This window comes from Streptosporangium sp. NBC_01755, from assembly GCF_035917995.1.
In the GTDB taxonomy this organism is placed as follows: domain Bacteria; phylum Actinomycetota; class Actinomycetes; order Streptosporangiales; family Streptosporangiaceae; genus Streptosporangium.
Genome location: NZ_CP109131.1, coordinates 4,514,081 through 4,533,502 on the forward strand (window position 1 = coordinate 4,514,081; position 19,422 = coordinate 4,533,502).

The 19,422-nt window shown below is 68.1% G+C and carries 17 protein-coding genes and 1 pseudogene; 10 read left to right on the forward strand and 8 right to left on the reverse strand.

All coding sequences use genetic code 11. The annotated features are described in order from the left end of the window. Positions 1–89 precede the first annotated feature (89 nt). A complete protein-coding gene (locus OG884_RS21830; protein ID WP_326635622.1) occupies positions 90–617 on the forward strand; it encodes a MarR family winged helix-turn-helix transcriptional regulator in 528 nt (175 codons plus the stop codon). Positions 618–740: 123 nt separating this feature from the next. On the opposite strand, the gene OG884_RS21835 is transcribed toward OG884_RS21830, so the two are convergent. Next, positions 741–1,985 (reverse strand): hypothetical protein, encoded by a 1,245-nt coding sequence (locus OG884_RS21835; protein WP_326635625.1) that lies wholly within the window; start codon positions 1,983–1,985, stop codon positions 741–743. A 192-nt stretch (positions 1,986–2,177) separates the two neighbouring features. Then, entirely contained in the window at positions 2,178–3,344 is a 1,167-nt protein-coding gene (locus tag OG884_RS21840) for a class I SAM-dependent methyltransferase (RefSeq protein ID WP_326635627.1), read from the reverse strand. Positions 3,345–3,586: 242 nt separating this feature from the next. Here OG884_RS21840 and groES point away from each other — a divergent pair, with 242 nt between their 5' ends. The 4 genes from groES to OG884_RS21860 all read left to right on the forward strand — a co-directional run bounded on the left by groES (position 3,587) and on the right by OG884_RS21860 (position 6,796). After that, positions 3,587–3,898, forward strand: coding sequence for a co-chaperone GroES (gene groES / locus OG884_RS21845; protein WP_030912806.1), 312 nt, complete (start codon positions 3,587–3,589; stop codon positions 3,896–3,898). 90 nt (positions 3,899–3,988) lie between these two features. Next, positions 3,989–5,608: a chaperonin GroEL gene (gene groL, locus OG884_RS21850; protein ID WP_326635629.1), complete on the forward strand. Its 1,620-nt coding sequence runs from the start codon at positions 3,989–3,991 to the stop codon at positions 5,606–5,608. Between the two features lie 275 nt (positions 5,609–5,883). Further along, positions 5,884–6,522 (forward strand): sigma-70 family RNA polymerase sigma factor, encoded by a 639-nt coding sequence (locus OG884_RS21855; RefSeq protein ID WP_326635631.1) that lies wholly within the window; start codon positions 5,884–5,886, stop codon positions 6,520–6,522. Positions 6,523–6,664: 142 nt separating this feature from the next. Continuing rightward, positions 6,665–6,796 carry a hypothetical protein gene (locus tag OG884_RS21860; protein WP_326635633.1) on the forward strand — a complete coding sequence of 44 codons (132 nt, stop codon included), beginning with the start codon at positions 6,665–6,667 and terminating at the stop codon, positions 6,794–6,796. A 138-nt stretch (positions 6,797–6,934) separates the two neighbouring features. On the opposite strand, the gene OG884_RS21865 is transcribed toward OG884_RS21860, so the two are convergent. Continuing rightward, on the reverse strand, positions 6,935–7,312 hold the full coding sequence (locus tag OG884_RS21865; RefSeq protein ID WP_326635634.1) for a DUF5319 family protein: 378 nt from the start codon (positions 7,310–7,312) through the stop codon (positions 6,935–6,937). A 291-nt stretch (positions 7,313–7,603) separates the two neighbouring features. Here OG884_RS21865 and guaB point away from each other — a divergent pair, with 291 nt between their 5' ends. Further along, positions 7,604–9,085, forward strand: coding sequence for an IMP dehydrogenase (gene guaB / locus OG884_RS21870; protein WP_326635636.1), 1,482 nt, complete (start codon positions 7,604–7,606; stop codon positions 9,083–9,085). Between the two features lie 72 nt (positions 9,086–9,157). Further along, on the forward strand, positions 9,158–10,276 hold the full coding sequence (locus OG884_RS21875; RefSeq protein WP_326635638.1) for a GuaB3 family IMP dehydrogenase-related protein: 1,119 nt from the start codon (positions 9,158–9,160) through the stop codon (positions 10,274–10,276). A 107-nt stretch (positions 10,277–10,383) separates the two neighbouring features. Here the strand turns inward: OG884_RS21875 and nagA are convergent, their stop codons facing one another. Beyond that, a complete protein-coding gene (gene nagA / locus OG884_RS21880) occupies positions 10,384–11,520 on the reverse strand; it encodes an N-acetylglucosamine-6-phosphate deacetylase (protein WP_326635640.1) in 1,137 nt (378 codons plus the stop codon). 533 nt (positions 11,521–12,053) lie between these two features. On the opposite strand from nagA, the gene abc-f reads away from it, so the two are divergent. After that, entirely contained in the window at positions 12,054–13,688 is a 1,635-nt protein-coding gene (gene abc-f, locus OG884_RS21885; RefSeq protein ID WP_326635642.1) for a ribosomal protection-like ABC-F family protein, read from the forward strand. A 1,046-nt stretch (positions 13,689–14,734) separates the two neighbouring features. On the opposite strand, the pseudogene OG884_RS21890 reads toward abc-f, so the two are convergent. From OG884_RS21890 to OG884_RS21905, 4 genes and pseudogenes are all read right to left on the reverse strand, one after another. Further along, a pseudogene (locus OG884_RS21890) lies at positions 14,735–15,031 on the reverse strand (HepT-like ribonuclease domain-containing protein); the annotation flags it as partial. Between the two features lie 70 nt (positions 15,032–15,101). Next, positions 15,102–15,398 (reverse strand): nucleotidyltransferase family protein, encoded by a 297-nt coding sequence (locus OG884_RS21895; protein ID WP_326635643.1) that lies wholly within the window; start codon positions 15,396–15,398, stop codon positions 15,102–15,104. A gap of 296 nt (positions 15,399–15,694) precedes the next feature. After that, complete coding sequence (locus OG884_RS21900) at positions 15,695–15,907, reverse strand: DUF397 domain-containing protein (RefSeq protein ID WP_326635646.1); 213 nt, start codon at positions 15,905–15,907, stop codon at positions 15,695–15,697. After that, the gene (locus OG884_RS21905) at positions 15,895–16,728 is read right to left on the reverse strand and encodes a helix-turn-helix domain-containing protein (RefSeq protein ID WP_326635647.1); all 834 of its coding nucleotides are present in this window, start codon (positions 16,726–16,728) and stop codon (positions 15,895–15,897) included. The genes OG884_RS21900 and OG884_RS21905 overlap by 13 nt, the downstream gene beginning before the upstream one ends. Positions 16,729–16,934: 206 nt before the next feature. On the opposite strand from OG884_RS21905, the gene OG884_RS21910 reads away from it, so the two are divergent. Together OG884_RS21910 and OG884_RS21915 are read left to right on the forward strand one after the other, a co-directional pair. Then, a complete protein-coding gene (locus OG884_RS21910; RefSeq protein WP_326635649.1) occupies positions 16,935–17,432 on the forward strand; it encodes an ATP-binding protein in 498 nt (165 codons plus the stop codon). 826 nt (positions 17,433–18,258) lie between these two features. After that, positions 18,259–19,092, forward strand: a complete 834-nt coding sequence (locus tag OG884_RS21915) for a DUF2079 domain-containing protein (RefSeq protein WP_326635651.1) — start codon at positions 18,259–18,261, stop codon at positions 19,090–19,092. Positions 19,093–19,422: the final 330 nt, after the last annotated feature.

Consider the following 19,422-nt stretch of genomic DNA (forward strand, 5'->3'; position numbering starts at 1 on the left):
GACCAACTTGGCTAGCCAATAGGCAGTTCTACAACTTGGTCGGCCAACATGCAAGCGGTAGTCTCGGAAGGGAACGGAAGGACCTGAACATGGCGGAGCCGCTGTTCGACGAGGAGTGCGAAGCGACCAAGGGGTGCGGCGAGTACGACGGTGACCTCAACTGCCTGATGGCCTACACCGGCCGCGGTCACCGGGTCCTGCTCGCCAGCCTTCTCGGGGAGATCGACCTCTACCCGGGCCAGGAGCGCGTGCTGGGCGCCCTGTGGGACAACGGCCCCCAATCGCAGAACGCGCTGGCGAAGATCGTCGGCATCGACGTGTCCACCATGACCAAGACCTTACAGCGTCTGGAGCGCAGCGGCTTCGTCAGCCGCAGGCCAGACCTGGCCAACCGGCGGATCAGCATCGTCGAGATCACGCCGAAGGGGCACGCGCTCCGCCCCGAGGTGGACCGGGTCCTCACCGAGATGCACCGTCGGATGACCCGGGGGCTGACGGCGGAACAGACGGAGGAGCTGACGTCCCTGCTCGGCGTGGTCAGGGGCAACCTGTGCCGCGAGACGGATGCGAAAGGCCCGGCCGCGGACCACGCCCTCGGCGCCGCGCGGACCTGCTGACGGCGCCCGTACGGGATCGGCCGGCTGCGGGGCACTGAGCGGCCGGGGAGGGCGCCGGTCGGTCCCTGACCCTTCAGCCCTTGTCCCTGGCCGGTCCGTCCCTGACCCTTCGGTCCTGTCCCTTCAGTCCTTGTCCCTGATGGGGCGGAGCAGTGCCTCGGCCAGGGCCAGCATGGTCTCCTCCAGGGCGCCCAGCCGGCGGGTGAGGTCCGCGTGCGCGGGCTCCACGGTCTCGCTCAGGGCCTCGGAGAGCTGGTCGCGGTCGGGCTGGGCGCGGAGCATCTCGACCAGCGGCGCCAGCGCGGCCTCGGCCCGGATGACGTGCTCGTCCAGGGAGTCGAAGCGCTCGCGCTGCTCGTCGGTCTGGGCGCCGATGAGCGCGCCGACGCCGGCGCCGACACCGAGGACGGAGGGCAGGGCCTCAATGCGCTCGTCCAGGCTCTCCAGGCGCTCGCCGGACTTCTCCGCGCGGCCGTCCAGGGTGGACAGGCGGGAGTCGATGACGTCCATCCGGCCGGTGAGGCGGCCCTCGATGTCGTCGAGGCGCTCGTCGAGGGTGTCGAAGCGGCCGCCCGCCGCCATGCGATGGCGGTCCAGCCGGTCGACGCGACTCTCGACGGCGGCGGCGCGCTCGTCGATCCTGGGCACCACCAGATCGACCTTGCCGCCCACCTGCTCGACGGCGGCGAACACCCGGTCGGCGGCCGTGCCGACGGCGTGCTGGACGCCGGCGGACAGGTCGAGCATCCCCGCCTCGATGCGCCCGGCGCGCTGGGAGAGGTCGGCCAGCGCCCTGTCCAGGCGACCGAACCGGTGCGCCGCGATGCCCATGTCGGCCTGGAGCCGGCCGAGGTGCTCGGCCAGCTGCCTCACCTGCTCGTCGATGCCCTGGGTGCCGTCGGAGATCGCCCGGAGGCGGGTGAGCGCCTCGTCCACGCTCTCGCCCACGGTGCCGAGATCGGTCCACAGGCTCGGCAGCTCGCCGAGGGGGGTGACCCGGTCGCGGACGGCGTCGACCCGGCGGCCGAAGGACTCGACCCGCTCGCCGACGGCGTCGACGTGGTCGCGGACCGCCTCGACGTGCTGGGCCAGGCCCTCGGCCCAGGAGGGCGGGCGGGCGGCGATGTCGTCCAGACGCCCGTGAACGGACTCGAGCGTGCCGTTCAGCCCGCCGATCTCGCGCTCCCTGACCTCGCGCAGCAGCCACTCCATGCCCTCCAGGCGCTGCCGGATCTCGTCGAGCACGGCGCCCTGGGTCCGCTGCTCGTAGACATGGTCCTGGGCCGCCCGGGCAAGGAGCTCGCGCATCCGGTCGGAGATGGCGGTCTGGCTGCCCGCCTGGAGCAGGGTGTGGTCAGAGTGATCCACCGAGAGCTCCTTCACTCGCCGACGCTCAGCCGCGCGGTTGGATTGGGTCGGTCCTGCCGATGAACGAGATGGAACCGGAGACGAGAGAGAACTCCTGACCGGCAACCTTAGCCTCTGGATCAAGGTTTTCCGGCGGCGAGGTTAAAAGATAGGAATTGTCAGCTTGCTGGAATGATCAATCATTTTGGCTGGTCAGCTGGGGCTGCATATGAAAGCAAATGGCCTGTCGCCTATTCGGGTGAGAATGACCGTCGCGGATTCACCCCCGGGCAGCCGGAGATCTTTCCTGAGGCGGTCGACATCCACCGCGGAGCCACGTTTCTTGATCGTCACATTGCCGGCCCCGCGCTCGCGGAGCGCCGCCCGCAGCCGCTTGAGCGAGAACGGCAGCGTCTCGTGGACCTCGTACCGCGACGCCCACGGCGTCGGCGCCGCGACATCGCCGGTGATGTAGGCGATCTGCGGGTCGAGCAGGTGCCCGCCGACCGACGCGGCGATCTCCGCGACCAGGTGGGCGCGGATCGCCGCGCCGTCAGGTTCGTAGATGTAGCGGCCCGCGGGGCCGGTGCCGGGGTCGCCGAGGGCGGGGTCGGGCGTCATCGTGGCGCCCGACGGCAGCATCGTGGCCCTGCGCGCCGTCTCGCCCGCCAGTGTGCCGCACCAGATCACGGCCTCCTTGACGTCGCCCCGGTAGGAGACCCACTCGGCCTCCGCGCCGGCGGGGACGAACTCGTACGGGATCCCGGGGGCGACCTTCAGGCAGGCGGCCCCGGCCCTGGCCACCATCTCCAGTACGGCGGGCCAGGCGGGCGAGTACCCCATCGGGTCGAAGGTCCTGCCCCGCGCCGTGCGGCGTGCGGGGTCGGCGAACAGGACGTCGAAGGCGGCCGGGTCCAGCAGGGAGGCGTCGGCGGCGCGGACCGAGACCCGGTCGCCGAAGCCCATGGCGTCCGCGTTGGCCGCCGCGATCGCGGCGGTGAGCGGATCGGCGTCGACCGCCTCGACGACACAGCCGGCCCTGGCCAGGGCGAGGAGGTCTCCGCCGATACCGCAGCAGACGTCGGCGACCCGTGAACCCGCCGGGACGCGCCGCGCCCGGTGGTCGGCGACCTCGCGGCGGGTGGCCTGCTCCAGACCGGGCCGGGTGAAGTACATGAGGCCGGCGTCGGCGCCGAACTTCTCCCTCGCGCGCAGCCTGAGTTCGGCCTGGGTGAGCGCAGCCGAGGTCAGGTCCGCATGGTAGATCTTTCTTAACCTTGTCACCGCCGCCACCGGGTCGTCGCCGATGGCCTCGGCCGCCGCGCCCAGCGCCTCCTGGCCGCGCGGGGTCAGAAGTTCGCGGAATGCGTCGAGATTCACACCACCCGACGCTACCGCCTTCGCCGTGGGGCTTTGCGAAGGGCTTCCACCTGGTTCGACGTTCGCCTGAAGCGCAGAAGGGCGCTTCGTGTTGACTGTCAAGCCCTCCTTGCATACTGTTCCGTATTGGCACTCTCCCGGTGAGAGTGCCAAATACATGCGACGAGGCAGGTCTGACACCCGCGACGGCAGACCGCTGGTCGCCTCTTCTAGATCATTCAAATCTGAAGGGGAGGTCCGACGTGACGACCGCCACCAAGGTTCCCGTTAAGCCGCTTGGCGACCGCATTGTGGTCCAGCCGCTTGAAGCCGAGCAGACCACCGCTTCCGGTCTGGTCATCCCGGACACCGCCAAGGAGAAGCCGCAGGAGGGCAAGGTCCTCGCGGTGGGTCCGGGCAACTGGGACGACGAGGGCGAGAAGCGGATTCCGCTCGACGTCAAGGAGGGCGACGTGGTCCTCTACAGCAAGTACGGCGGCACCGAGGTGAAGTACAACGGCGAGGAGTACCTCGTGCTCTCCGCCCGTGACGTGCTCGCCATCATCGAGAAGTAGTTCTCGCTTCACAAAGATGACGTATCGAGCCCCGGGTCGCGAGAGCGCCCGGGGCTTTGATGCGCCGACGTACTTATAGAGAGGATTGTCATGCCGAAGATCCTGTCGTTCGAGGAGGACGCGCGCCGAGCTCTCGAGCGCGGCGTGAACGCTCTCGCGGACGCGGTCAAGGTGACGCTGGGCCCGCGTGGCCGCAATGTCGTCATCGACAAGAAGTTCGGTGCGCCGACCATCACCAACGACGGTGTCACCATCGCCCGAGAGGTCGAGCTGGAGGCGCCGTACGAGAACATGGGCGCACAGCTGGCCAAGGAAGTGGCGACCAAGACCAACGACGTCGCCGGTGACGGCACCACCACCGCGACCGTCCTGGCCCAGGCCATGGTCCGCGAGGGCCTGCGCAACGTGGCCGCCGGAGCCCAGCCGCTCTCCCTCAAGCGCGGCATCGACATCGCGGCCAGGACCGTCAGCGACCGGCTGATCGAGTCGGCCCGCCCGGTCGAGGACAAGAAGGAGATCGCGAATGTGGCGACGATCTCCGCGCAGGACGCCAAGATCGGTGAGCTGATCGCCGAGGCGTTCGACAAGGTGGGCAAGGACGGTGTCATCACCGTCGAAGAGTCCAACAGCATGGGCCTGGAGCTCGAGTTCACCGAGGGTCTCCAGTTCGACAAGGGCTACCTGTCGCCCTACATGGTGACCGACCAGGAGCGCATGGAGGCGGTTCTTGAGGACCCCTACATCCTGATCACCCAGGGCAAGATCGCCTCGGTCGCCGACTTCCTGCCGCTGCTAGAGAAGATCGCGCAGACGAAGAAGGCCCTGCTGGTCATCGCCGAGGACGTCGAGGGCGAGGCCCTCGCGGTGCTCGTCACGAACAAGATCCGTGGCACCTTCACCTCCGTCGCCGTCAAGGCGCCGGGCTTCGGTGACCGCCGCAAGGCCATGCTGCAGGACATCGCCATCCTCACCGGTGGCCAGGTCGTCAGCGAGGAGATCGGCCTCAAGCTGGAGCACGTCGGCCTGGAGGTGCTGGGCACCGCCCGGCGCGTCGTCATCACCAAGGACTCCACCACCGTCGTCGACGGTGCCGGTGAGGCCTCGGCGATCGCCGACCGCGTCAAGGAGATCAAGCTCGCCATCGAGCAGTCCGACTCCGACTGGGACCGCGAGAAGCTCCAGGAGCGTCTCGCCAAGCTCTCCGGCGGCGTCTGCGTGCTGAAGGTCGGCGCGGCCACCGAGGTGGAGCTGAAGGAGAAGAAGCACCGCCTGGAGGACGCCATCTCGGCGACCCGCGCGGCGATCGAGGAGGGCATCGTCTCCGGCGGTGGCTCCGCGCTCGTCCACGTCTCCAAGGTCCTCGACGACCTGGGCCTGACCGGCGACGAGGCGACCGGTGTCGCCATCGTCCGTAAGGCGCTCGTCGAGCCCGCCCGCTGGATCGCGGAGAACGCCGGCCTCGAAGGCTACGTCGTGACGTCCAAGGTCTCCGAGCTGCCCGCCGGTCACGGCCTCAACGCCGCCACCGGCGAGTACGGCGACCTGATCGCCCAGGGTGTCATCGACCCGGTCAAGGTCACCCGCTCGGCCGTCCAGAACGCGGCCTCCATCGCAGGCATGCTGCTGACGACCGAGGTGCTCGTGGTGGACAAGCCCGAGGAGGAGGCTCCGGCCGCCGCCGGGGGCCACGGTCACGGCCACGGCCACTGATCCCTCACCGGTTCCGTACGGCTCGCGTCTCTCGGGAGACGCGAGCCGTACGCGTTTTGCGGTAAACCAAATGTGCCCTCAACGCGTCATGGTACGCCACTCGTAAGGGCGAACACGGTTCCTACGAATAGTCGCCGTATTTGGCAATCGAATGAAATATTTGTACATACTGCAGTCGCTGCGGTCGTCACTCGATTACGCGCCGTTATCTCCACCTCAATGTGACCAATCCGTAGCCGTTTGCGATGGCGACAGGCACTATCAGGGCGGGCATCATGCCTAACGTGACCGAGGGATGCGTCGCCGACGCCAAAAATGGGGTGAGGCTTGCGACGAGGTCCGAAGGGGTTGTCCATAGGGATGATCTCAAGGATCTGACGAGCCTCGCCGTTCAGGGGGATCGCGCCGCGATCGAATCTCTGATCGCGCAACTGCGGCCGATGGTCGTCCGTTATTGCCGTGGTCGTCTGGGCCGGGTTTCCGGTCAGTATCACATCGCGGACGACGTGGCCCAGGAAGTATGTATCGCGGTGCTGTCCGCACTGCCCCGCTACCGTGACATGGGGCGCCCGTTCGCGTCCTTCGTCTTCGGCATCGCGTCGCACAAGGTGGCCGACGCGCTGCGCAGCTCCGTGCGGTCCGCCGTGCCCACCCAGGATCTTCCCGACGGGCCCGACGAGGGACCGGGGCCCGAGGAGACCGTGGTGCGCTACATCGAGGCCGAACACGCCCGCCGGCTGCTGTCGCGGCTGCCGGACAACCAGCGCGAACTGCTCATGCTCCGAGTGGTGTCGGGCCTTTCCGCGGAGGAGACGGGTAATGTACTTGGCATGTCACCAGGTGCGGTCCGGGTCGCCCAGCACAGGGCACTGGCCCGGCTACGAGCGATGGCGGAGCTGGAGTCGATAGCTTGACCGCCGAGCTGTCGAGCAGGGGCCGTGAGGAGGCGCCCGAACCGCGGGACGGGGCTCGCGACGACCCGGAGCGAGAACGATCATGACAACGGTTCACCCGCGACGTCCGGCTCGAAGATACGGGCCGGACGAGGATCCGGCCGTGGCCGAGACCGACGCACTCGTGGAGGCGCTCTCGGGCAGGACGCCCGTCCCCGCGTCGGACGCCGCGGTCGCCCTGCTGGCCGCCTTGATCGACGACGTGGATCAGCGGTGTTCCTCGGTGTCCACGTAGTCTCGGGCGCACTTCCAGCTCGCGGTGGGCGGGCTGGTGCGACCGACGACGTGGATCAGCGGTGTTCCTCGGTGTCCACGTAGTCTCGGGCGCACTTCCAGCTCGCGGTGGGCGGGCTGGTGCGACCGACGACGTGGATCAGCGGTGTTCCTCGGTGTCGATCACGCCGTCTACGTAGCCTCGGGCGTATTCCCAGCTCACATAGTCGGTGGGGTTGGGCTGGTAGGCGGGCTCGTGCACCTGGGGCTGGCCGTTCTCGATCATCTGGCGCAGGTTGCCGCGCAGCAACTCCCAGTCGAAGTAGTGTTGCTCTCCGCATTCGGGGCAGTCGAGCACCAGGCCGAGCACACCCTGGGGCTCCAGCAGTGAGCGGAAAACCTCCACGTCGGCGAGGTCGGTCATGGCCTCGTCGCGCTCGTCCGTGGTCAGCGGCTCGGGATCGTCAGGATCGCCTAGCGCCGCCGCCGGGTCGTCGGGGTCATCCGCGAACGGGTCGCGAGGGACATCATCGAGCACGATCCCACCTTATGGCCTGGATGTGATAGACAGACCCCGAACTGCACGAGTATGACGATCCAGGGCGGTAAGGGCAGGCGACCGCGGTGGCCGGGAGGTCCTGGACGCGGGGACTCGAAGATCCCCGGTGCGTGCGAGAAACCTCGCCGATCCGGGTATGCGGTCCAGGCGGACGATCCGAGCATCCGGCCTTTCACCCGCGTCCACCAAGTTTGGCGCCAGACTCTAAACTGTGACCCGGGGGTCGGCGCCTTTCCCCGTCATGAGAGCGCCGTGGCAGGAGGGTTGCAGATGGCCAAGTTCACCGAGCGGGGGCTCACGTTCGACGACGTGCTGCTGGTGCCCGCGTATTCGGACCTGCAACCGGGGCAGGCCGACACCACCACCCGGCTGTCACGGGGCATCACCCTGCGGATTCCGTTGATCTCCGCGGCGATGGACACGGTGACCGAGGCCCGCATGGCGGTGGCGATGGCGCGTCAGGGCGGCATAGGCATCCTGCACCGCAACCTGTCGATCGAGGACCAGGCCCAGCAGGCCGACCTCGTCAAGCGCTCCGAGGCCGGGATGGTCACCAACCCGATCACCTGCTCCCCGGACGAGACGCTCGCCGATGTCGAGCGCCTCTGCGCCACCTATCGGATCTCCGGCGTCCCGGTGACCGACGCGAGCGGCGTGCTCGTCGGCATCGTCACCAACCGCGACATGCGCTTCGAGAGCGACCACAACCGTCCGGTGCGCGAGGTCATGACCCCGATGCCGCTGGTCACCGCGCCGGTCGGGGTCTCCACCGACGACGCGTTCGAGCTGCTCAGGCGGAGCAAGATCGAGAAGCTTCCGCTGGTCGACGCCGGGGGGCGGCTGCGCGGGCTCATCACCGTCAAGGACTTCACCAAGAGCGAGAAATACCCGCTCTCGACCAAGGACGCCAACGGCCGGCTCGTCGTGGGGGCGGCCGTCGGCGTCGGGGGTGACGCGGAGAAGCGGGCGAGCGCGCTGATCGAGGCCGGGGTCGACGTGATCGTGGTGGATGTCGCGCACGGCCACTCCAAGGGCCTCGCCGACATGATCGCCAAGATCAAGGCCAACAGCAAGGTCGACGTGATCGGCGGCAACATCGCCACCCGCGCGGGCGCCCAGATGCTGGTCGACGCCGGGGTCGACGCGGTCAAGGTCGGTGTCGGGCCCGGCTCCATCTGCACCACCCGGGTGGTCGCCGGTGTCGGCGCCCCGCAGGTGACGGCCATCCACGAGGCGTCCCTCGCGGCCGGCCCCGCGGGGGTTCCGGTGATCGGCGACGGCGGCCTGCAGTATTCGGGCGACATCGTCAAGGCCATCGCGGCAGGGGCCGACTCGGTCATGCTCGGATCGCTCCTGGCGGGCTGCGAGGAGTCCCCGGGTGAATTGATCTTCATTAACGGCAAGCAGTTCAAGTCGTACCGGGGGATGGGCTCGCTCGGCGCGGTCCGCAACCGTGAGCGCGGCGGCGCCTCGTTCAGCAAGGACCGCTATGCCCAGGCCGATGTCGGCGGCGAGGACAAGTTCATCCCCGAGGGTATCGAGGGGCAGGTCCCCTACCGGGGCCCGGTCGCCGCGGTGGCCCACCAGCTCGTCGGCGGCCTGCGCCAGGGCATGTGGTACTCCGGATGCAGCACGATCCCCGAGATGCACGTACGGTGCGAGCTGATGCCGATCACGTCGGCGGGTCTCAAGGAGAGTCACCCGCACGACATCCAGATGACGGTCGAGGCCCCCAATTACCACGGTCGCTAGAGCGGCGCGCACCGCGCACTCGTGAAAACGTGGCGTGCGCCATGCACGCCACGGAACGGAAAAGACAGACATATGACTCAGGTAGAGATCGGCCGCGGCAAGAACGGCCGTCGTGCCTACGCGCTCGACGATATCGGCATCGTTCCGTCCCGTCGTACCCGCGACCCGGAGGAGGTCTCGATCGCCTGGCAGATCGACGCCTACCGCTTCGAGCTGCCCGTCGTGGTGAGCCCGATGGACAGCGTGGTCTCGCCGAAGACCGCCATCGAGGTCGGCAGGCTCGGCGGTCTCGCCGTGCTCGACCTCGAAGGGCTGTGGACCCGGTACGAGGACCCGATGCCGCTGCTGCAGGAGGTGGCCGAGCTCAAGGGGGAGCCCGCCACCAGGCGGCTGCAGGAGATCTACAACGCGCCGATCAAGGAAGAGCTGATCGGCCGCCGCATCGAGGAGATCCGGGCGGCCGGGGTGGCCACGGCGGTCCGGCTCTCCCCGCAGCGCACGGTCCAGTACCACAAGGTGGTCATCGACGCGGGCGTGGACATCTTCGTGATCCGCGGCACCACGGTCTCCGCCGAGCACGTCTCCGGCAGGGCCGAGCCGCTCAACCTCAAGCAGTTCATCTACGAGCTCGACGTCCCCGTGGTCGTCGGGGGATGCGCCACCTACACCGCGGCGCTGCACCTGATGCGGACCGGCGCGGCCGGGGTGCTCGTCGGCTTCGGCGGCGGCGCCTCGCACACCACCCGCACGGTGCTGGGTGTGGCGGTGCCGATGGCCACCGCGATCTCCGACGTGGCCGCCGCCCGCCGCGACTACATGGACGAGTCCGGTGGCCGTTACGTCCACGTCATCGCCGACGGCGGCATGGGCACCTCAGGCGACATCGCCAAGGCGATCGCGGTGGGCGCGGACGCGGTCATGGTCGGCTCGCCGCTGGCCAGGGCCGTCGAGGCCCCCGGCCAGGGCTTCCACTGGGGGTCGGAGGCGCAGCATCCCGATCTGCCCAGGGGCAAGCGGGTCGAGTTCGGCACGATCGGCACGCTGGAGCAGATCCTGCACGGCCCCTCCTCGGTGGCCGACGGTTCAATGAACCTGATGGGCGCGCTCAAGCGCACGATGGCCACCGCCGGATACTCCGACCTCAAGGAGTTCCAGCGGGTCGAGGTCGTCGTCGCCCCGCAGGTCAGCTGACATTCCGTGCGAATGCCCGGCCGACCGGCCGGGCATTCGCCGTTTCCCCCGCGTCGCCGGACTTTCTCCCGCGTCGCCGGACAGCGATCGGCTCAGCGGGGTTCGGCTCAGCGGGGTTCGGTGATCCAGGAGCCCCTGCGCATCACGCCGGAGACCTCCAGCTCGTCGGTGAGCACCACCAGATCGGCCTGCTTGCCGACCGAGACGGACCCCAGGCGGTCGGCGAGGCCGAGCACCCTGGCGGGGGTCAGGGAGGCGATCTCGGACGCCTCGGCCAGTGACAGGCCCACCTCACGCACGGCCCGCCGGAACGCGACGTCCATGGTCAGGGTGCTGCCCGCGATGGCGCCGCCCTCGGCCAGCCGGGCCACCCCGTCCACCACGTCCACCTTCATCGGGCCGAGCCCGTAGAGGCCGTCACCCATGCCCGCCGCCGCCATCGCGTCGGTGATCAGCGCCGTCCTGCCGGGGCCGGCGACCTCGAAGGCCAGGCGCGTCATGGCCGGGTGCAGATGCACGCCGTCGTTGATCAGCTCGACCGTGACGCGCTCGTCCTGGAGCAGCGCGGCGATCGGCCCCGGGTCGCGGTGGTGCAGCGGCGGCATCGCGTTGTAGAGATGGGTCGCGACGCTGCCGCCCGCCTCTATCCCGGCGATCGTCTGGGCGTAGGTGGCGTCGCTGTGGCCAAGGGCGGCGATCACGCCGCTCGCCGTCGCCTCCCGTACGGTGTCCAGCGCGCCGGGCAATTCGGCGGCGATGGTGACCATCCGCACCTGGCCGCGCCCGGCCCTGATCAGCCCGGCGAGCTCCTGGGGCGAGGGCTCGCGCAGCAGCGCCGGGTTGTGCGCGCCGCACCGGGCCGCGGAGATGTAGGGGCCCTCAAGATGGATCCCGGCCAGCAGGCCGTCCTCGCACAGGTCGGCAAGGGCGGCGGCGGTCCTGGCCAGATCGTCAAGGGATGCGGTGACCAGGCTGGCCATCAGCGTGGTGGTGCCGTGCCGGGCGTGCAGCTCGATGGCCCGGCTCGCCTGCTCCGGATCGCCGGTGGGAAAGGAGCCGCCCGCCCCGCCGTGGTTGTGGATGTCCACGAAACCCGGCACGACATACCGGCCGCCCAGCCCGAGCCCCGGCCCCGGAGCGGACCCCTGGCCCACATGCGTGATGCGGCCGTCTTCAATGGTGAGCCAGCCCCCGTGGACACCTTCGGGGGTCACGATGCGTGCGTCAGCGAGTGTGATGCTCATGCCCCTATCCTCGCGGTTTCCCGGGGAAGGGTGATCTCGACGCGACCATCGGTCGCCGCCACGAATTCGTCCGGGGCGGGGACACCCGCGGACCCCGGCAGCCCCTTCCCCGGCCAGAGCCGGACTGGCCAGAGCCGGACTCGACGGCGTCGGGCTCGACGGCGTCGGGCTCGGCTGCGTCTGCGTCTGCGTCTGTGTTTGCGTCGGCATCGGCATCGGCGTCGGCATCGGCATCGGCATCGGCATCGGTAAGAGTGGCGGGGTGGCGAGTGGTGGTGAGTCGGGGCAGGTCAGACTGGCAAGGGCCCCGATTTATCCCAATGAAAACGAGGCTCTCAGCTGATACCGTGGCCGGGCAGTAGTGGCGGAACGGAGCATGACATGGCAGGCGAAGAAGACATCTCCGGGTGATACCGGATCCCATCGCCATCGGTGACGTGCCCATCACGGGACCGCTGATCGGTGATGCCTTCGTGTCCTGACCATTTCGCCGGGCGGGCCTCACCGTGCCGGCCGAACGCGGAAGCGATTCGATGTCCGACGCCCTGATCGTGGTTTCCAACCTGTCCTTTTCCTGGCCCGACGACACCCCGGTGTTCGAGGACCTCTCGTTCAGTGTCCCCGCCGGACACACCGGCCTGGTCGCGCCCAACGGTGCCGGCAAGAGCACGCTGCTCAGGCTGATCGCCGGTGAACTTCGCCCGGCCGCAGGGTCGGTCACGGTGCGGGGGATGCCGGGCTACCTGCCCCAGACGCTGCCCCTGGTCGGTGACCTGACCGTGGCCGAGGTCCTGGGGATCGCCCCGGTGATCAGCGCGCTGGACGCCATCGAGTCCGGGGACGCGAGCGAGGAGCATTTCGCTGCCATCGGTGACGACTGGGACATCGAGGAGCGCACCCGTGCCCAGCTGGACCGGCTCGGCCTCGGGGACGTCTCCCTCACCCGGCGCCTGCACACCCTCAGTGGTGGCCAGGTCGTCTCCCTCGGCCTGGCGGCACAGCTGCTGAAGCGGCCCGACGTGCTGCTGCTCGACGAACCGACCAACAACCTCGACCTCGACGCGCGCAGGAGGCTCTACGACGTGCTCGCCGACTGGAACGGCTGCCTGCTGCTGGTCAGCCATGACCGGGCACTGCTCGACCGGATGGACCGCATCGCCGAACTCGATCGGGGCGAGATTCGCTCCTACGGTGGGAACTTCACCTTCTATGAGGAGGCCGTGCGCGCCGCGCGGGAGGTCGCCGAGAAGAACATTCGCACTGCCGAGCAGGAGGTCAGGCGGGAGAAGCGGGAGATGCAGCAGGCCCGTGAGCGGGCCGCGCGCCGGGCCGGCAACGCCGCACGCACCCTCAAGGACGCCGGACTGCCGAAGATCTTCGCCGGGACGATGAAGCGGAACGCCCAGGAGTCGGCGGGGAAGGCGGACGAGACGCACGCCGCGCGGGTCAGCAGGGCCAGGGCCCGGCTCGACGAGGCGGGCCGCGCCCTGCGCGACGAGCAGAGAATCTCGCTGGAACTGCCCGGGACCAACGTCCCGGCCGGCCGTACGGTCTTCCTCGGCGAGCGGATGCAGGTCCGCCACGGTGAGCGGGCACTTTTCGCCGGCCAGGGCGCCGACCTGACGATCCGGGGGCCCGAGCGGATCGCGCTGACCGGCCCCAACGGTGCCGGCAAGTCCACCCTGCTGCGCGTGATCAACGGTGAGCTGGAGCCGGAGGGCGGCGGGACCAAGCGGGCCGACGGGCGGGTCGCCTACCTGTCCCAACGGCTGGACCTGCTGGACCTGGACCGCACCGTGGCGGAGAACCTGGCCGCGTTCACGCCCGGGCTGCCGGAGGCGGAGCGGATGAACCTGCTCGCCCGCTTCCTGTTCCGTGGCTCCCGCGTTCACCTCCCGGTCGGGGTGCTGTCCGGCGGCGAGCGGCTGCGCGCCACCCTGGCCTGCGTCCTGTGCGCCGAACCGGCGCCCCAACTGCTGCTGCTGGACGAGCCGACCAACAACCTCGACCTGGTCAGCTTCGCCCAGCTGGAAGGCGCCCTGCGCTCGTACGAGGGCGCCTTCGTGGTGGTCAGCCACGACGAGCGGTTCCTCGCCGAGATCGGCGTGAACCGCCGGCTACACCTGTCCGAGGGCCGCCTGCTCGAAACGAGCGCCCCTGACCTGTGAGGTGACCTGAGTGCTTGACGGGCGCATGCCTCTTTCTTCAGGGCTCTGTTGCTTAATTGCGGTCGCGTCCACGGATGTGGTGTACGAGCATCCGAGTCCGGTGAGCCGGTCACGGTGGAAAAGCGTGGCGTCGTCCGTGGGGAAAAGCGCGGCGAGGGTGGTGGAGTGGTTCAGGGCCGTTCGTTGGTGTCGCGTCGTGCGGGGTCGAAGGTCAAAAGCGCGGCGAGGGTGGTGGAGTGGCCCCAGACCGCCCATCGGTACGGGTCCGCCGCGGTGTGGAAGGGTTCGGGGCCGCTCCTCGCCGCCGCCTCGCGCGGGGCTCTCGCCGTGCGGGGTACGAAGGTCCGCGGGATGTCCGGTCACGGGTCGCCCTCGGCCGGGTGCGGGGACGAATCGGGCCTTCCACCACGAAAAGCGGCCCACCCGAGGGGGCGGGAGTGGCGCCTTTCTTGATCTGGGTGAATCCGCACGCCCCCAGCGTGCCAACTCATCCAGATCATGGAAAATCCCCGATCGTCACCACCACGGCCCCGCCTCCACGCCCGCCATGACCCGCTTTGCCCCCTCCCGGAGCTCCACCGGCCCGCCCCCGGTCACCCACACCCGACCAACGCCCGCCCCCACCCTGCGCGATGCGTTACCGGTGAGCGGCCCCCAACCACTCCACCGCCCTCGCCGCGCTTTTGATCTTTGACCCCGTACGATGCGATACCGGTGAGCGGTCCTGAGCGACTTCATCGTCCTCGCTGTGCTTTTGGTCTTCGGCCCCGTACGATGCGTTGCCGGTGAGCGGTCCCGAGCCACTTCATCGTCCTCGCCGCGCTTTTCCCCACGTACTACGCCGTGCTTTTCAACGGCGATCAGCCAGGCGCGACGCAGGTATTGATCTCAAACACTGGTACACCACCTGCGCGGACGCGACCATCGACGCTCCGCCGTGTAGATGATCTCCGCCCCCCGCGCATTGACCGGGAGCCCTTGTGAGGGTGATACCGCCAACCGCCATACGCGGAGAAGCCGACTAAAGATCTCAATCAGCTGAGGGCTCAGCGCGCTTCTTCTTGTTGCAGGCGCTTGAAGAGGTCTGGGTGGGCGCGCTGAAGTAGATCTCGTACCTGCCGCTCCAGTTCGGGAACATTCACTGTGGCGGCGCTGTGCACGATCTTCCAGTCGACGCTGAAGTATCGGTGGACCACGTTGTTGCGCAGCCCTCTGATCAGCTTCCACGGGATCTCAGGGGTGGAGGCTCGGGTCTCGTCCGAGATCCCTCCGACGGCCTCACCGATGATGGAGAGCTGCCAGATGACCGCATCGCGGCGCATCGAGTCAGTGGCCCACACGTCGGGTGAGACATCTTCGAGCTAGGAGGCGATCTTCCTGGCGGCTTCCACGATGTCCACCAGGTAAAGGCCCTCACGCTGCATACAGCACCTGGGCGTCATCGAGGACCTGGTCCCGGATGACCCAGTGGAGGCCTTCCTTGGAGACCACGTCGACCTTGCGGCCAAGCAGAGCTTCCAACTCCTCCTGGAAACCGAAGAACTCGATCCCGATGTCACTGTCCGGCTTCAGGACGTAGAGGAGGTCGACGTCGCTTCCTTCGTGATCCTCGCCACGAGCAACCGACCCGAAAACAGCCAACTCGGCAATACCGTACTTCTCGCAAAGTCTGACCAAATGCGTATAAACGGTCGTGAAGTCAACGCTCATGACACCTCCCACGTCCTATGCTGCCATCTCGGTCGCGTCGCCGCATGCTCCGGCCCTCTCGGGCCGATCTGATTCAGATCCGGCGAGTCCTGCCTCTCCACAGGATCATCAAGATCACCAACCTGTACGTCGGACCGCTGATCTTCAAGGCCCCGGCCGGTCCCGGACCGTTCTCGGGACCAGCCAGTCATCTCCTGGCATTCTTCAGCCGATGCCTCTCCAGGTCGGCACGCTCAATCTCCTGGATGTCGATTCCAGAGGTGTCGTTGAAGGCCGGTCACGGGTGAAAAACGGGGTTAGTCGAACTCGCCGTTCCGCACGCCGTGCAGGAAGGTGGTCCACTGGGTCGAGGTGAGGGTCAGGGCCGGGCCGGTGGGGTTCTTGCTGTCGCGGATGCCTCGGTGGCCGCCGGACAGCTTCGCGATCTCCACGCAGTTGCCGCCGTTGTCGCCGGACAGCGAGGACTTGCGCCACGCGGCCGTGCCGAGTTCCCTGGTTACGTCGTCCACTGTTTCCTCGTCTCCCTGATCAGGTCGGATGAGGCTCGCTGTGTCTGGGCCTCACCGTGGATCGTCTCGTACCTTGCGGTGATCTCCGCCACCTCGTCGGAATCGCCGGTGACCTGGCCGTACACGGAGGACTCGGCGTAGGCCATGTCAGGCATGTTCCGGCCGCGCGCGATCACGAACGCTCCCATGAGCCCCGTGGTGCTCCACGAGTCGCGGGGGAGCACCTGAACGGTGACGCGCGGACGCCCCGCCATCGCGAGAAGATGATCCATCTGTCCGGCCATCACCGCCTTGTTGCCGACCGGGCGGGTGAGGACGCCTTCGTCCAGAACTACCCATAGCATGGGCGGGTCTTCCCGGTCGAGGATGTGTTGCCTGTCTATCCGTGCGGCCAGGGTCGCCTCCACCCGGTCGTGGGTGACACCCGGCTTGCCGGTGATGAGTGCCCGCGCGTAGTCCGCTGTCTGGAGCAGGCCGGGGACGATCAATGGTTCCCAGGTCCGCAGCGAGTCGGCGCTCTGCTCGATCTCCACCCAGCGCCGGAACCAGGTCGGCAGGCGGGTGGCCTGCTCGTTCGCCTTCCGCCAGGCCGACAGCAGCGCGCCGCCCGCGTTGAGAACCTCGTCGACCTTGCTGGCGAACTCCTCCTTGGCGGCACGTTCGCCACGCTCGATCATGCTGATCTGGGAAACCGACCATCCCAGGATGGCGGCCAGGTCTTTTTGTCGCATTCCAGCGGCTATGCGGTATTCACGAAGTAGTGCCCCGAATTGTAGACTAGGTGCAATCAAAGGCTCTTGGTCCGCGATTCTCTCGGTCATGCTCCTCCCGTCATCGCACAGGAAATGCACAGTGAGCGTGCAATCCAGTGCAGCGTTCGTGCGTTGATTGTGTAGCGAATCGACTACCGACAGTAGTCATTGTTTGGGATGGTCGATGGACAAGTCAACAGGTGGCGGATTTCCGGTCAACATATTCAGTGGGAGCCGCCACGCCGGTGCGGACACCGGGGCGAAAGGCCACAATCATGCAATCGGAGTCAAAGAAACTCGGAGAAGTTTTCCTGCCGCGTACGGCTGAATCGGTTCCCCGCGCCCGGAGCGTGGTGGGTGAACTGCTCGGTGTCGACCATCACGCTTATGAGTCTGTGAGACTGGTCGTCTCCGAGCTGACCACCAACGCCTTCAAGCACGCCGATCGGGGCCAGGTCGATGAGTCGATCCGGCTCGCCCTGTTCCGGTGTGGCTCGATCATCCGGATAGAGGTCACCGACCAGGGAGCCGCGTTCGACGCGCCGCACCGTGAGGCTCCCCGTACGGCGATCCAGAACGCCGGGGCCGAGTTCGGGCGCGGTCTGATGATCGTCGACGAGCTGTCGCAGGGCAACTGGGGAAGCCGCGACCACGGCCGGGGCCGAGGGCGGACCGTCTGGTGCGAGCTGCCCGCCGACCTCCTCCCCGAGGATCCCGAAACCGTCGATCAGTTTTCCGCCGGCTCCGCTGCGCCGGTCACGACCATCGGTTAATCGAAAACCACTGGTTAATCACAAAGAGCCGCCCCCGGCAGGAAAGCGGAATGCGTCCTTCCCCCTATTGGTGTATTCCGCCGCTCCCATTCCCCGATGAGAGCCATGTCGGGGGCCGACCGGCCGCCGTTCAAGCACGACAGCGGCTTTATGTGGCGCTGAGAACCGTTGCCGCTCACATATTTCTTGAACCACCCCGAAAATGCCCGGCTACCCGATGAAGGGAAAAGGGGTGTTCGCCAACCTGGCGGAAGCGTCGGCCCTGTTCGACCGGCGGTCGCAATTCGAGTTCAGGACGGCATAGGGCCGACGCGCCCGTCGTCCGGGTGCCTCCCGGCCGGTGGTCTGACCGTCACCGGTGCCGGCCAGACCACCGGCCGAGGCGCCCGAGGGGCCCGCTGTCGTGTGCGCGGGTGAGCTCCTCGGGAGGGAGGCCAGAACGGCCAGAAGTGATCTTCTTGAGCGCGCGGGTTCTCCTCTGCGGGGCGGCAGACGACCCGGGAGTTCGGATCGGCTTTGCGGGCCCCTTTGATCTTGCTGGGACGGACGAGTGTCCGATGTCGAGCCCAGAGTGTGCAGCTGGGGTCAGCCGGAAGGTTAGGCAGCGCCTTCACCCCGTGCCGTCCCCCGTGGGACTGATCGACGCTCCGCCGCGTAGATGATTCCCGCCCCCCGCGCATTGACCGGGAGTCCTTGTGCGGGTGGTGCCGCGCCGGTTGTTCCAGCACGGCACCGTACGCGGGGGCCTGGGGCCGAGGCCTCAGGGTTACCCCCTGGCGTCCATTGCCGGTGAGCCAGGAGAGCAATGGGGGGCGGATGGGGCATTTTGCAAAAGCAAGTCGTGTACGGGGTCATGTACATGGGGGTCGGTCTGGCGTACACGGGTCTCGTCCTCGCCGTCCTCATCCCGGCCGTGGGCGGCGACTCCACCATGTACTGGGCGTACGGCCACCTCGGTGGCAACATGTCCGCGGTGGTCGTGCACGTCCTCAGCGACCCGCTGGGCGTCCTCGGCAGCCTCTTCAGCCCGCAGGTCAAGCTCGACACGCTGGCCTTCCTGCTGTGGCCGACCCTGCTGGCCTGCCTGTTCTCCCCGCTGACGCTGATCGCCCTCCCCCAGTTGCTGGAGCGTATGCTCTCCGACCGCACGCAGTGGTGGGTGACCGACTTCCATCACAGCGCCATCACGGTGGCCGTCCTGTTCTGTGCGGGAGTCGACGGAGCCGCCCGGGTGATCCGCTGGGCGCGACGCCGCGAACCCGGCCTGAGCGAGCGCGGCGCGTCGCTGCTCTGGGCGGCCGCCGTCTGCGCCGTCGCGCTCACCCTCCTGCCGCGATTCCCCTTCGACCAGCTCATCAGGCCCGGCTTCTACGAGAAACACCCCGATGTGGTCGCGGCCGAGCAGGTGGTCGCGGCCGTACCTTCCGGTGTGGTCGTCGAGGCAGTCAACCACGTGGGCCCCCGCCTGTCCGCCCGCACCACCGTCCTGCTGTGGGAGGACAGACCCCCTACCGCCCCCTGGATCGTCGCCGACACCGCCCGCGCCGCCTACCCCTGGGGCTCACTCGACCGTCAACGCCAACGCGTCGACGAACTGAGGAGCCAGGGCTACCGGGTCGTCTACGAGCGCGAAGGCTACGTGGTCCTGCACCGCACCTGATCTTCTGGTTTAGGGCTTGCAGTACGCCTTCCTGATCATGCTGGTGCCGTTGGTTGCGAACGCGGCCCAGCGGATCATCGCCTACCTGCCTGAAGGTGTCGCGGTCGGGGTCGTAGCCGGCTCCGGTGACCGGAGCTTAAGTCCGAGTGAAAGTCCGGCAGGCCGGATACGGTGCCGGAGTTCGGGGAAAGGCTTGTTCGAGGGCCCGCTCAGCACCGGCCTGCCGGGCCGGACCACTCACGTAGTGGGCACTGGTGGTCAAGGTGTGGGGAACGCCTTCACCGCTTGGTGCCACTTCTGTCGGACCGGACATCGAAAAAGGTCACCGCT